This window comes from Stenotrophomonas sp. ZAC14A_NAIMI4_1, assembly GCF_003086915.1.
Lineage (GTDB): Bacteria > Pseudomonadota > Gammaproteobacteria > Xanthomonadales > Xanthomonadaceae > Stenotrophomonas.
The window spans coordinates 2333385-2345891 of sequence record NZ_CP026002.1; the positions used below are offsets into that span (position 1 = coordinate 2333385).

A 12507-nucleotide genomic window follows, 5' to 3' on the forward strand; every position below is an offset into this window, starting at 1 on the left:
CACACAACCCACGGCGCCAACCAAGGTTGGCATCTACCGAAAAGGCAGACAGCTGCCGGCCAGCGGCCGGCACTACCTCCCCCTGCAGCAACCGCACAGGCCATGCCCGGCGGATGGTTGCGGCCGCCGCATCGCCATGGTCCGCGACCGCTCTGGTAGGTGCCAACCTTGGTTGGCACACAACCCACGGCGCCAACCAAGGTTGGCATCTACCAGAAACCGTTACGTGGTCGCCAGCAACCGCCGCTGCAACCGCTCCACCGCGCGCTGCAGCAGCACCCGGTTGCGGGCCAGTTTCATCCACTGCGGCAGGCGCGAAAACATCGAGCGATGATGCCCGCTGCCTTCGCGCAGCGTGGCGGTAGCGTAGTCGTGCAGCGCCTGCAGGTGCTCGGCGTTGTACGCCCACAGCAGGCCGGCAGCGGTCTTCTCCACCAACCGCAGCGGCAGGCCGAAATCGGGGTCGATGGCTTCGTTGCCACGCCACCGCGACAGGGTGACCTCCACCTCACTGCTGCGGCCGCACTGGCTGCAATCCGCCGACAGCGTCCGCAGCGGCGCCGTCGCGCGTGCACGGTGCGCTTCAGCGCTTACCCACTTGTGGCCGCAGTAGCCACACGGCCGGTAGCCGCTGTAGCGCACCGGCCCCACCCAGGCACTGGGCCTGCAGCGACCGCAGCCGCAACCGCCGTCCAGTGCTTCGCTGCACCCCAGGCAACGGAAGCGCCGCGAGTCGGTGGGTCCGGTCACCCAGCCAGGCGTATCACAGCGGTGGCAGCGCACCGCCACCCGGTCGGCATAGCGCCACAGGGCATGGCCATCATCCCGATGGCGACCCGGCGGCGCGGCAAGCCGCGGGGTGCGGTCGCGCCGCACCGCCATCAGACGTAGATCCGCGTCGGCGCCTCGTCCACGATCGCGTGCGGCACGAAGCGCGCACTGTCGCGGGTGATCGCGCTGTCGTCCTCGCGGATGCCGATGCCGCAGGCGTGGTCACCGATCACCCAGCTGCCGACCAGCGGATAACCGCCTTCGAAGCGGGTCAGCGGGTGCGCGCGCTGGATGATCGCCGGGCCTTCGTACGGGCCGTCGCTGCGCTGCGTGCTGCCATCGGCCAGGTGCATCTCGATGTTGGCGCCTTCGCGCGAGAACAGCGGCTTGCGCACCCAGCCCGAGGCCAGCGCGCTGCCGTCATCGAAGTGCGCTTCCAGCAGGTTCGGGTGGCCCACGTTGCGCTGCCACAGCAGCGGCAGGATGCCCTTGTTGCTCAGCACCGCCTTCCACGCCGGTTCCAGCAGCTGGATGCCCGAGCCGGGCAGCGCGCGGCCGAATTCCTCGGCCATCAGGTCTTCCAGCGGGTACAGCTTGAACAGCGTGCCGATCACCGTGTCGTCCAGCGCGGTGAAGCGGCCATCCTCGGACAGGCCGATATCCTCGATGGCGATCGCCTCGCCCTGCAGGCCGGCCTGGGCCGCGCAGTCACGCAGGTAATCGACCGTGCCACGGTCCTCGTCCGAACTGCCCACGGCGCTGAAATACAGCGGCGGCGGCAGGCGCACGGCCAGCTCGCCGAAGCGCTCGACCAGGGCCTCGTGCATGCCGTTGAACTGGTCGGCGTGCTGCGGCAGGCGGCCGGCATTGCGCTGGTCCTCCAGCCACTGCCACTGGAAGAAACTCGCCTCGAACAGCGAGGTCGGCGTGTCGTAGTTCAGTTCGTACAGCTTGGCCGGGCCGGTGCCGTCATAGGCCAGGTCCAGGCGCCCGTACAGGTGCGGCTGGCGCTGGCGCCAGCTCTCGGCGATCCAGTCGCGGTACTGCGCGGGAATCGCCAGCTGGTCCATCAGGCGCTCGCTGGCGATGACATCGCCCACCAGGTCCAGCGCCATCTGGTGCAGCTCGGCGCTGGGGTCTTCGATGTCCACCTCGATCTGGCGCAGGGTGAAGGCGTAATACGCGCTTTCATCCCAGTACGGCTGGCCATCGATGGTATGGAAGCGGAAACCGGCTTCCTCCGCGCGCGCCCGCCACTGGGCGCGCTCGGCAATGCGAATTCGCTGCATGGGTCGATCAGCCGCCGAAGCTGCCGCCGCTGCGGCGGGCGCTGGTGCTGCCGAAGCCACTGCGGCTGGCGGTGACGGCGCGGTTCGGCTCGCTGCTGACCGGGGCCAGGCCGGCCTTGCCCGCGCCGATGCCGCTGGCGGTGTTCATGCCACCGGTGCCGCCCGGGGCCGGGCGCGCCCAGCCGGCGTTCTTGTCCTGGTAGGCCGGGGCCGACGCCGGCGCCTGCGGGGCGAGGCCACCGCGGTTGCTCAGCATCTGCGACATGAAGAAGCCCATCATCATCGGGCCGATGAACGAGGTACCGGCCGAGGTGTGCTGCTGCACGCACTGCTCGGGCTTGTAGTCCTGCTCACAGGCTTCCTTGCTGGCGTACTTCGGCGCCGCATCGGCGGCCTTCTGCTGCGCCTCGGCAAAGGCGTTGCGGCACGAGGACGGGTCGCCCGTCGCTTCGGTGCAGGCCTGCACCGAGGTGTACAGGCCTTCCTGCACCTGCACCTGCTCTTCCTTCTGGCAGGCGGTGAACAGCAGGGGTGCAGCGCTCATCAACAGCAGCGCGGTGGTGCGGGAACGCTTCATGGCGTCATGCCTCGGAGTCGGATCAATTCCCCCAATGATGCCAAATCCGGGCCAACAACCGGAATCGGCAAAGTGGGAAAGATGAACGGAATTTCATTTTCGTTGACCACCGGGGTCAGAGCCCATCGCGCCGCGATGGGATCCGACCCCGGGCGACGCACCGCTCTGGTAGGTGCCAACCTTGGTTGGCACATCTCTGCGGCGACCTGCCATGCCCGGCGGGGGGATAAGGGGAAATGCGCGGACCACCAAGCCGCTGCAAGCGGCGAAGGTGGTTGCAGCAGCAACCGAAAAAATTGTCCATGATCGAGCGACCCCACGTTGTACGGCCCGCCCGTTCCGCCAGCCATGCCTGAATACCGCTCCCGCACCTCCACCGCCGGCCGCAACATGGCCGGCGCCCGCGCCCTGTGGCGCGCCACCGGCATGAAGGATGGCGACTTCCACAAGCCGATCATCGCCATCGCCAACTCCTTCACCCAGTTCGTGCCCGGCCACGTGCACCTGAAGGACCTCGGCCAGCTGGTTGCGCGCGAGATCGAAAAGGTCGGTGGCGTCGCCAAGGAATTCAACACGATCGCCGTGGACGACGGCATCGCCATGGGCCACGACGGCATGCTGTACTCGCTGCCCAGCCGCGAGATCATCGCCGACTCGGTCGAATACATGGTCAACGCGCACTGCGCCGATGCGCTGGTGTGCATTTCCAACTGCGACAAGATCACCCCCGGCATGCTGATGGCTGCGCTGCGCCTCAACATCCCGGTGGTGTTCGTCTCCGGCGGCCCGATGGAAGCCGGCAAGACCAAGCTGTCCGAGCACAAGCTGGACCTGGTCGATGCGATGGTCATCGCCGCTGACGAAAGCGCCAGCGATGAAAAGGTGGCCGAGTTCGAGCGCAGCGCCTGCCCCACCTGCGGCTCGTGCTCGGGCATGTTCACCGCCAACTCGATGAACTGCCTGACCGAAGCGCTGGGCCTGTCGCTGCCCGGCAACGGCTCGACCCTGGCCACCCATGCCGACCGCGAGCAGCTGTTCCTGCGCGCTGGCCGCCTGATCGTCGAACTGTGCCACCGCTGGTACGGCGGCGAGGAAGCAAGCGCGCTGCCGCGTGGCATCGCCACCCAGGCCGCGTTCGCCAACGCGATGACCCTGGACATCGCCATGGGCGGGTCCACCAACACCATCCTTCACCTGCTGGCCGCCGCGCAGGAAGCCGAAGTGGACTTCGACCTGACCCACATCGATGCGCTGTCGCGGCGGGTGCCGCAGCTGTGCAAGGTGGCCCCGAACACGCCCAAGTACCACATGGAAGACGTGCACCGCGCGGGCGGCGTGTACGGCATCCTCGGTGAACTGGCGCGTGGCGGCCTGCTGGATACCGGCGTGCCGACCGTGCACAGCCGCACCCTGGCCGATGCCATCGAGCGCTGGGACGTGGCGGTCAGCGACGAGTCCAGCGTGCACGACTTCTTCCGTGCCGGACCGGCCGGCATTCCCACCCAGGTGGCTTTCAGCCAGGCCACGCGCTGGCCCACGCTGGACGTGGACCGCGCCGAAGGCTGCATCCGCAGCGTCGAGCACGCCTATTCGGCCGAAGGTGGCCTGGCCGTGCTGCGCGGCAACCTGGCCGTTGATGGCTGCGTGGTGAAGACCGCCGGCGTGGACGAATCCATCCACGTGTTCGAAGGCAGCGCGCGCGTGTTCGAGAGCCAGGACGCGGCCGTGGCCGGCATCCTCGCCGACGAAGTGAAGGCAGGCGACGTGGTGGTCATCCGCTACGAAGGCCCGAAGGGCGGCCCGGGCATGCAGGAAATGCTCTACCCCACCAGCTATCTGAAATCGAAGGGGCTGGGCAAGCAGTGCGCGCTGCTGACCGACGGTCGTTTCTCCGGCGGCACCTCGGGCCTGTCGATCGGCCACGTCTCGCCCGAAGCCGCCAGCGGCGGCACGATCGGCCTGGTGGAAGACGGCGACCGCATCCGCATCGACATCCCCGCCCGCCGCATCGACCTGCTGCTGGACGACGCCACCCTGGCCCAGCGCCGCGCCGACGCCGACGCCCGTGGCTGGAAGCCGCGCGAAGCACGCCCGCGCAAGGTCACCAGTGCGCTGAAGGCTTACGCGCTGCTGGCTACCAGTGCCGACAAGGGCGCGGTGCGCAATACGGCTCTCTTGGGCGATTGAATTGGCGTGGGGTCGGATCCCTTTCGCAGAAAGGGCTCCGACCCCAGCACGGCATTCAGAACACGAACGGCTCGCCCTCCAGGCGGCACGCCCCTGCCGAAATGTGGATCGCACCGCCGGACTGCAGCTCAAACACCACGCGGATGACACCTTCGGCGCGATCTTCGCTGGCCGTCACGACGTTGATCGATGCACTCGGTCCCCACGGCTCGCTCCTGTCCAGCATCACGTGCTCGACCGCATCGAACTGCATGCGGCGCTCGGTTTGAGTTGAATCGCGCAGGACGAGTTCAAACGTGGCGGCGATCCAATCACTGTGGGTCGCGATGATGGTCCAGTCGTGCATCTGACTCCCTTCCGCGCGTGCAGTCGCGCCATGGTAGTCCGATCTTCGAGGTTGCCGGCCAGCGGCCGGCACTACCTGTGCTGGTTGGTTACGGTGCCGGGATACTCGTGCTGGGGACCCGACCCCGGGTCAGCCGATCACGCGCTTGAACGGTGGCAGCGCGTCGATGATGCGCTTGCCATAACGACGAGTCAGCAGCCGCGAATCGAGGATGACCACGCGGCCGGTGTCGGTGGACGTGCGGATCAGGCGGCCGGCGAACTGGGTAAGCGTGCGCAGCGCATGCGGGATGGCGATCAGGTTGAAGGCATTCATGCCGCGCGCTTCCACCCATTCGCTCAGCGTGGCGGTCTGCGGGTCGGTCGGTACCGCGAACGGCACCTGGGTGATCACCACCGTGGTGCAGGCTTCGCCGGGCAGGTCCAGGCCTTCGCCGAAGGAGTTCAGGCCGAACAGCACCGAGCCCTCGCCCGCGGCGACGCGGCGCAGGTGTTCGTCGATCAGCCGGGTCTTGGACATGTCGCCCTGCACCAGCACCTGCTTGCGGCGTGCGGCCGACATCAGGCCGGCCACCTTCTCCATCTTCCAGCGCGAGGTGAACAGCACCATCGAGCCCTTGGCCCAGTCCAGTTCCTGGTCCAGGTAGCGCGCCACTTCGCGCGGATGGCCTTCGCGGTCATCGGGCGTGACCGGGAACTTCGGCACGATCAGCTCGGCCTGGTTGGGCAGGTCGAAGGGCGATGCCAGCGAAACCATTTCCGCTTCCGGCGGGATGCCGTTGTCGATGGCCAGCGACTGGAAATCACCGCCGCCGGTCAGCGTGGCCGAGGTCATCACCACCGAATCCACTTCATCCCACAGCAGCTTGCGCAGCACGTGCGCAGCCGACACCGGCGAGCCGTGCAGCACCAGGTCGCCGTCGCGGGTGGCAGTGACCCAGCGCGCGGTGGGTGGCGCACCCTCCTTGTCCTCGCGGCGCCAGGCCTGCCACAGGTTGTACTGCTGCTCGATCATTTCCAGCGCCATGCCGAGGTTGCGCTGCAGGCGCTCGCGTGCGGCGTCGTCCGGCTTGCCCTTGGCCACCTGTGCCGTGGCAGCGGTGGCCCAGTTGTAGAGGCTGCGGGTGTCGTCGGCCAGCGCTTCGATCGGCTCGCGCCAGGCCTCGGGCAGGCGCCCGTTGGCGGCGCGCCACATCGGGTCCTCGTCGGCCGGCGCTGGCATCCACACCGCTTCCACGTGGTCGCGGAACGCGCGCAGCTGCTTGGCCACGTTGCTGGCCACGTCGATGGCCTCGTTCGGCAGCAGGTTGCCCAGGCGGTCCTTGTCGACCGCGCGGTAGGCACCGGCAATCAGGATCTGCAGGCGGCCGGTGCGCTTGGCCATCTCGTCCAAGGCCAGGCTGGCCGCGCCCTGGTCGATGGCCACGTTGCCGATGTGGTGGCCTTCGTCCAACACCAGCAGCATGTCCGACGGCGCGGCGATCATCGGCTGGCCGTTGTCGCTGTCACCAATGGACAGCGCCGACAGCAGCAGCGCGTGGTTGGTCACCACGATCTGCGCATCGCGCACGGTGTTGCGTGAGCGCAGCACCGCGCACTGCGCCGAATACGCGCAGCGGCGCCCGGCGCACGCTGAGGCGGGCGTGGTGATGCGGCTGCGCAGGCCGGGGCTGATGGTTTCCGGCGCGTTGTCGATGTCACCGTCCCACGTGCCGCTGGTGAAGGCATCGGACAGGCGCTTGGCGATGTCCATTTCGATGGGCGCCAGCGGCCGGTCGTACAGCGGCGCTTCGTCCTCGAACATGCCGCCCTGCGCACCCTCGCCCTGCGCTTCGGCGGCGTTGCGCGTGCACAGGTAGCGGGTGCGGCCCTTGGCCAGCGCCACGGTCGCTTCCAGGCCGGTGGCCTTGAGGAAATTGGGAATGTCGCGCTCGACCAGCTGCGACTGCAGCGCCACGGTACCGGTGCTGATGACCAGCTTCTTCTTGCTGGCCAGGGCGATCGGCACGCCCGCGGTCAGGTAGCCCAGGCTCTTGCCGACGCCGGTGGGCGCTTCGACCACGCCGACGCCACCGCTGGTGGACAGCGCACGCGACACCACGCCGATCATCTGGCTCTGCGAGCGGCGGGTGGAAAAGCCGGGGGTGTTGGCCTGCAGCGTCGTGTACGCCTTGCGGATCGCGTCCTTCAAGGCGTCATCGAGCTTGCGCGGGGCGGCGACAGTTTCGGTCACGCCGGGAACTACCGTGGCTGGATCAGGCCGGCCATTGTCGCATGGCCGGCCACCGGGACCGAGGCGCGTGCGCTGAACAGGGTCAGCGGCGTCGGGGGTTGGCGGTCATGGGTTGCATTGACGCGCCGGGCAGGGGCGGATGCGGCGTTGCCAACCCATCTACGGTAGCGCCGGGCCATGCCCGGCGGCTCTGTCAGGACCGCTGCGCTCGCCGGGCATGGCCCGGCGCTACCGGCCTGCCGCAGGCGGCAGTGGCGGGCGCTGGCGCAGCACGCGCACCAGGGCCCAGACGATCAGCACGATGCCGAAGGCGGTCAGCAGCGACAGCACGAACTGCACGCCGCCCAGCACCGCGCTCATCGCCGAGATGGCGGTGAAATCGCCACTGCTGACCAGCCACAGCGGCACCACGTTGGCGACCACGCCGCCGAGGTTGGCCACCAGCAGCAGTACCAGCCCGGCCAGCGCACCGCTGCGGGCCGCATCGCGCGGCGCGCCCAGCACCCAGACCAGGCCGACGCACAGGGCGATCAGCACCGGCAGGCGCACGCCGATCATGCTCAGCACGCTCAGCAGCAGCGAGGAACTGTCCATCGATCAGTCCTGGCCGGCAAACGCGCCGGCACCGGCACGCAGCTGCTGGTAGACCTCGTCGGTCTGCGGGCGCACGCCGTGCCACTGCAGGAAGCTCTCGGCGGCCTGCTCGACCAGCATGCCCAGGCCATCGACGGTATTGCGGCAGTTGGCCGCGCGCGCCCAGGCCAGGAAGGCGATGGCCGCCTCGCCGTAGTTCAGGTCCACCGCCGTGGTCATCGAATTGACCAGCGACAGCGGCAGCTTGAACTCCACTTCGCGGTCGCGGCCGGCCGAGGTGGCGTTGAGGATCAGCTCGAAATCGCCCAGATCGCGCAGGTCTTCCCAGTAGCGGCTGAGCGCGCGGCCCGGTTCGCCCATGGCATCGATCAGTTCGTCGGCGCGTTCCGGCGTGCGGTTGACCACCACCAGCTCGGTGATGCCGGCATCGAGCAGCGCCGGGGCGACGCTGCGTGCCGAACCACCGGCGCCGATCAGCAGCACGCGGCGGCCGCGCAGGTCCAGGCCGTGGCGGTCGGTCAGGTCACGCACCAGGCCGATGCCATCGGTGGTGTCGCCGTGCCAGCGGTCGCCCTTGCGCAGCAGGGTGTTGACCGAGCCGGCGCGGCGCGCGCGCGCGGTCAGCGTGGTGCACACCGAGAATGCGGCTTCCTTGTGCGGCGAGGTGACGTTGGCGCCGACACCGCCTTCGGCGGCAAACGCTTCCAGCCCGGCGAGGAAGGCATCCGGGGCCAGGTCGATCGCGCGGTAGTCGATGCTGATGCCTTCCTGGCGACCGAACGTCGCGTGGATCAGCGGCGACTTCGAGTGGGCAACGGGGTGTCCGAAGACGGCGTAACGATCGGTCATGGAATCCTCAAGCTGGCTAGACTGGTGCACTTTCGTGCAAGGACCCGGATGATGCGCATCACCCCGACCCTGCTGGTGCTTGCCGCCAGTCTACTCTCTGCCCCCGTGGCGATGGCGTTGAACGAGTACGGCATCGAGGGCATGGGCGTGGTCTCCACCCGCGCCGACGAGGGCCGGGCGACAATCAGCGCCGACGGCCAGCGCATCGTCTTCGCCCGCCGTGGCGAGGCCGGCTGGGGGCTGTGGCAGGCACGGGTGGTGGACGGCCGCTGGGAGCAGGCCCAGGCCCTGCCGGTGGGCGTGGCCGGCGAGGCGCTGGATCCTTATTTCAGCCGCGATGGCCATTGGCTGCTGTTCGCGGCCGGCCGCGAAGGCGCGCTGGCCCTGTACCGCGCACCGGTGGCGGCCGATGGCAGCGTGGGCCGCGCGCAGGCGTTGGCTGGCAGGGACGGCACCCGCGCCGAGCGCGGCGCGGCCCTGAGCGCCGATGGCCGCCGGCTGCTGTTCGCGCGCGACCAGGGCCGTGGCGCGGGCTGGGATCTGTTCGTGGCACCGCTGGATGCGCAGGGCGTGCGCGGCGCCGCGGTGGCGCTGGCCGGCCTCAACACGGCTGCCGACGAGACCGGCGGCGACTGGCTGGGCAACGACGGCGCGGTGGTGTTCAGCCGAGGCAATGGCGAGGCCGCGCAGGTGATGACCAGCGCCTGCGCCTGGACCGGGGCGGCGCTGCAGCCGCTGGGGCTGTCGTTCAACCAGACCGGCGGCTGGACCAGCGCACCGGTGGTCGACAACGCCAAGCCGGGCGAGATGATGGTGGCCAGCAGTGCCGCCAAGGCACCTCGCGCCGGTGGCGTGGATGTGTACCGCCTGGCGGTGCCGAAGGTGGTGGCCGTGGCCGGGTGCGTGCGGTAGATCCACGCCGTGCGTGGATAGCGCCCGGGATGGGGTCAGAGCCCTTTCCTGCGGAAAGGGATCCGACCCCGGGCCACGCCGCTCAGCGCGCCAGCACCTGCGCGCGCTGCTTCTCGTACTCCACTTCGCTCAGCTGGCCGTTGTCCTTGCGGCGGTTCAGCGCAGCCAGTTCGGCCTGCACGCTTTCCGGCAGGGCCTGCTCACGGGCGACGTGGGCGGCGGCGGAGAGCTGCTCCGGCGGGCGCCGGCTGGCGCGCCAGGCAGCAATGAACACGCCGATGATGATGGCGCCGAACACCAGCGTGCCGGTGCCCCAGATCAGCCATTGCATCCATCCCATTTCCGGTCCCATCGCGTGTTCCTCCGTCCGTCGTGGGCGCTATTGTCAGCGCTCGCGCAGCCAACGCGCCACCTGCGGCGCGAAATAGGTCAGCACGCCATCGGCACCGGCGCGCTTGAAGCCCAGCAGCGATTCCATCACGCAGGCGCGCTCGTCCAGCCAACCGTTGGCGAAGGCGGCCTTCATCATCGCGTACTCGCCGCTGACCTGGTAGGCGAAGGTCGGCACGCCGAACGTCTCCTTCACCCGGCGCACCAGGTCCAGGTAGGGCATGCCCGGCTTGACCATCACCATGTCCGCGCCCTCTTCCAGGTCCAGCGCGATCTCGCGCAGGGCCTCGTCGCCGTTGGCCGGGTCCATCTGGTAGGTCTTCTTGTCGGCCTTGCCGAGGCTGCCTGCGCTGCCCACTGCATCACGGAACGGGCCGTAGAACGCCGAGGCGTACTTGGCCGAGTAGGCCATGATGCGCACGTTGAGGTGGTGGTCGGCATCCAGCGCACGGCGGATCGCGCCGATGCGGCCGTCCATCATGTCAGAGGGCGAGATGATGTCGGCGCCGGCTTCGGCATGCGACAGCGACTGCTTCACCAGCGCCTCGACGGTGATGTCGTTGAGCACGTAGCCCTTGTCGTCGATGATCCCGTCCTGGCCATGGGTGGTGTACGGGTCCAGGGCCACGTCGGTCATCACGCCCAGTTCCGGGAAGCGCGTCTTCAGCGCGTGGATCGCACGCTGCGCCAGGCCGTCCTCGGCCCACGCGGCCGATGCATCCAGCGACTTCTGCGAGCTGTCGATCACCGGGAACAGGTCGATCACCGGGATGCCCAGCTCCAGCGCATCTTCGGCCACCTTCAGCAGTTCCTCGATCGACAGGCGCTCCACGCCGGGCATCGACGGCACGGCGGTGCGGCCGGCCAGCTCGTGCACGAACACCGGGTAGATCAGGTCGTCGGTGGTCAGCGTATTTTCGCGCATCAGGCGGCGCGAGAACTCGTCATGGCGCATGCGCCGCGGGCGGTAATGGGGATGAGGCATGGCAGGCTCCGAGGAGTGGCTATTGCAACAGGTAGCCCTGCGGCAGCAGGGGTTCGGGCAGGGGGCGTTCGCCGAGCGCGTCGAGCTGGTCGATCTCGATCGTGCGCACCATGGCGTCCAGCGGCAGGTCGTTCGGCTCCAGGCCGAAGGGCTCTTCCATTTCCTCGCCCAGCTGGTCCAGGCCGAAGAAGGCATACGCCAGCACGGCCGACAGCACCGGCGTGCCCCAGCCCAGCGAACTGGCCAGGCCGAACGGCAGCAGCACGCAGAACATCCACGCGCAGCGGTGCAGCAGCAGGGTGTAGGCGAACGGCAGCGGCGTACTGAGGATGCGCTCGCAGCCGGCCTGGATGGAGGACATCGCGTGCAGGCGGTCTTCGAGCTGGGTGTAGAGGATCGGCTCCAGCTCGCCGCTGCGCAGCGCCTGGGCCAGTTCGGCGGCGATCATCGACAGCAGCGCGTCGGGCACGTTCTCGCGCTCGGCCAGCTGCTCGCGCTGCGGCTTGTCCAGCCACGGCAGCGCCACCAGGGCGACGATGCGCCCGCGCAGGCGCGCAGCCAGCGCATGGGCGAAGGCGGTGGTGAGGTAGGCAATGCGGCGCCGGCGGCCGCTGTCATCGGCCAGCAGCAGGTGCACCTGCCGCGCCAGCGAGCGCGATTCGTAGATGAGCTGGCCCCACAGCTTGCGGCCCTCCCACCAGCGGTCGTAGCAGGCGCTGTTGCGGAAGCTGAGGAAGATCGACAGGACCAGGCCAAGCAGGGTGAACGGGGTGACCGAGACCCGCTCGATGCCCACCGGCGGGGCCAGTTCCACCACCGCGGCCACCGCGATGGACAGCACCAGGATGGCCAGCACCTTCGGTGCGATGGCCGGCACGATGGAACCGCGCAGGATGTACAGCAGTTGCCAGCCGTGGGGACGGGAACGAATGATCATGGGGGCAGCCGCGCCAGGCGCGGTTTCACAGGCACGCGGGGGGCTCGCGCAGCCCGGCATTGTACTCCCCTGCCCGGCACCCGGCCGGGGGCCTGCGACGCCCTGTCGCACCCGTGGCCGCGACCCAGGTCATGCTGCTCAGATCACGCCACCGCCCATGCTCAGGCGGACGATGCCGACCAGCACCACGATGCCGTTCAGGACCAGGCCGGTCTTGGCCCGGCCGCGCTTGCTGGGGTGGGTGAAGAGGATGCCGAGCGCAGCGACCACCGCGCCCACGGCGGCAAACGGGATCAGGAACCAGTTGCCCCAGCCCAGCAGCGGGATCAGGGCCAGGATCATCCACAACAGCGCCACGATGCCCCACAACAGACTGATCACACCCATGCCCAGCTCCCCTCAGGTTGGTTTACCCGCCAACCTTAGCCCTTCCCGCGG

The 12507-nt window shown here is 69.0% G+C and carries 13 protein-coding genes; 2 read left to right on the plus strand and 11 right to left on the minus strand.

Going from position 1 to position 12507, the window contains the following annotated elements; all coding sequences use genetic code 11:
• Window positions 1-222: 222 nt before the first annotated feature.
• The 3 genes from C1926_RS10620 to C1926_RS10630 are packed head-to-tail and all read right to left on the minus strand — an operon-like array spanning window position 223 to window position 2637.
• Window positions 223-882 (minus strand): hypothetical protein, encoded by a 660-nt coding sequence (locus C1926_RS10620; protein ID WP_108759166.1) that lies wholly within the window; start codon window positions 880-882, stop codon window positions 223-225.
• On the minus strand, window positions 882-2060 hold the full coding sequence (locus tag C1926_RS10625) for a glutathionylspermidine synthase family protein (RefSeq protein WP_079224106.1): 1179 nt from the start codon (window positions 2058-2060) through the stop codon (window positions 882-884). Before C1926_RS10625 ends, C1926_RS10620 begins: the two co-directional genes overlap by 1 nt.
• Window positions 2061-2067: 7 nt before the next feature.
• Complete coding sequence (locus tag C1926_RS10630; RefSeq protein WP_079224108.1) at window positions 2068-2637, minus strand: DUF1190 domain-containing protein; 570 nt, start codon at window positions 2635-2637, stop codon at window positions 2068-2070.
• 348 nt (window positions 2638-2985) lie between these two features.
• Between C1926_RS10630 and ilvD the strand changes: the two genes are divergently transcribed.
• A complete protein-coding gene (gene ilvD, locus C1926_RS10635; RefSeq protein WP_108759167.1) occupies window positions 2986-4824 on the plus strand; it encodes a dihydroxy-acid dehydratase in 1839 nt (612 codons plus the stop codon).
• 55 nt (window positions 4825-4879) lie between these two features.
• On the opposite strand, the gene C1926_RS10640 is transcribed toward ilvD, so the two are convergent.
• The 4 genes from C1926_RS10640 to aroE form a co-directional block, all read right to left on the minus strand.
• On the minus strand, window positions 4880-5170 hold the full coding sequence (locus C1926_RS10640; protein WP_108759168.1) for a hypothetical protein: 291 nt from the start codon (window positions 5168-5170) through the stop codon (window positions 4880-4882).
• 129 nt (window positions 5171-5299) lie between these two features.
• Window positions 5300-7402 (minus strand): ATP-dependent DNA helicase DinG, encoded by a 2103-nt coding sequence (dinG, locus tag C1926_RS10645; protein ID WP_108759169.1) that lies wholly within the window; start codon window positions 7400-7402, stop codon window positions 5300-5302.
• A 228-nt stretch (window positions 7403-7630) separates the two neighbouring features.
• Window positions 7631-7996, minus strand: a complete 366-nt coding sequence (locus tag C1926_RS10650; protein ID WP_108759170.1) for a hypothetical protein — start codon at window positions 7994-7996, stop codon at window positions 7631-7633.
• Window positions 7997-7999: 3 nt separating this feature from the next.
• A complete protein-coding gene (gene aroE, locus C1926_RS10655; RefSeq protein WP_108759171.1) occupies window positions 8000-8845 on the minus strand; it encodes a shikimate dehydrogenase in 846 nt (281 codons plus the stop codon).
• 48 nt (window positions 8846-8893) lie between these two features.
• On the opposite strand from aroE, the gene C1926_RS10660 reads away from it, so the two are divergent.
• A complete protein-coding gene (locus C1926_RS10660) occupies window positions 8894-9757 on the plus strand; it encodes a PD40 domain-containing protein (RefSeq protein WP_108759172.1) in 864 nt (287 codons plus the stop codon).
• Window positions 9758-9839: 82 nt separating this feature from the next.
• Here the strand turns inward: C1926_RS10660 and C1926_RS10665 are convergent, their stop codons facing one another.
• The 4 genes from C1926_RS10665 to C1926_RS10680 form a co-directional block, all read right to left on the minus strand.
• On the minus strand, window positions 9840-10109 hold the full coding sequence (locus C1926_RS10665; RefSeq protein WP_079224121.1) for a hypothetical protein: 270 nt from the start codon (window positions 10107-10109) through the stop codon (window positions 9840-9842).
• Window positions 10110-10142: 33 nt separating this feature from the next.
• Window positions 10143-11132, minus strand: a complete 990-nt coding sequence (gene hemB / locus C1926_RS10670) for a porphobilinogen synthase (protein WP_108759173.1) — start codon at window positions 11130-11132, stop codon at window positions 10143-10145.
• A 19-nt stretch (window positions 11133-11151) separates the two neighbouring features.
• Window positions 11152-12069, minus strand: coding sequence for a bestrophin family ion channel (locus tag C1926_RS10675; RefSeq protein ID WP_079224125.1), 918 nt, complete (start codon window positions 12067-12069; stop codon window positions 11152-11154).
• Between the two features lie 138 nt (window positions 12070-12207).
• Window positions 12208-12456, minus strand: a complete 249-nt coding sequence (locus tag C1926_RS10680) for a hypothetical protein (protein WP_079224127.1) — start codon at window positions 12454-12456, stop codon at window positions 12208-12210.
• Window positions 12457-12507: the final 51 nt, after the last annotated feature.

Excerpts from the sequence above, each read along its gene's own strand:
- hemB (WP_108759173.1), bottom strand. The coding sequence starts at position 11,132 with ATGCCTCATCCCCATTACCGCCCGCGGCGCATGCGCCATGACGAGTTC.
- C1926_RS10620 (WP_108759166.1), bottom strand. The coding sequence starts at position 882 with ATGGCGGTGCGGCGCGACCGCACCCCGCGGCTTGCCGCGCCGCCGGGT.
- C1926_RS10650 (WP_108759170.1), bottom strand. The coding sequence starts at position 7,996 with ATGGACAGTTCCTCGCTGCTGCTGAGCGTGCTGAGCATGATCGGCGTG.
- C1926_RS10680 (WP_079224127.1), bottom strand. The coding sequence starts at position 12,456 with ATGGGTGTGATCAGTCTGTTGTGGGGCATCGTGGCGCTGTTGTGGATG.
- ilvD (WP_108759167.1), top strand. The coding sequence starts at position 2,986 with ATGCCTGAATACCGCTCCCGCACCTCCACCGCCGGCCGCAACATGGCC.
- C1926_RS10630 (WP_079224108.1), bottom strand. The coding sequence starts at position 2,637 with ATGAAGCGTTCCCGCACCACCGCGCTGCTGTTGATGAGCGCTGCACCC.
- aroE (WP_108759171.1), bottom strand. The coding sequence starts at position 8,845 with ATGACCGATCGTTACGCCGTCTTCGGACACCCCGTTGCCCACTCGAAG.
- C1926_RS10665 (WP_079224121.1), bottom strand. The coding sequence starts at position 10,109 with ATGGGACCGGAAATGGGATGGATGCAATGGCTGATCTGGGGCACCGGC.
- C1926_RS10660 (WP_108759172.1), top strand. The coding sequence starts at position 8,894 with ATGATGCGCATCACCCCGACCCTGCTGGTGCTTGCCGCCAGTCTACTC.
- C1926_RS10640 (WP_108759168.1), bottom strand. The coding sequence starts at position 5,170 with ATGCACGACTGGACCATCATCGCGACCCACAGTGATTGGATCGCCGCC.
- C1926_RS10625 (WP_079224106.1), bottom strand. The coding sequence starts at position 2,060 with ATGCAGCGAATTCGCATTGCCGAGCGCGCCCAGTGGCGGGCGCGCGCG.
- C1926_RS10675 (WP_079224125.1), bottom strand. The coding sequence starts at position 12,069 with ATGATCATTCGTTCCCGTCCCCACGGCTGGCAACTGCTGTACATCCTG.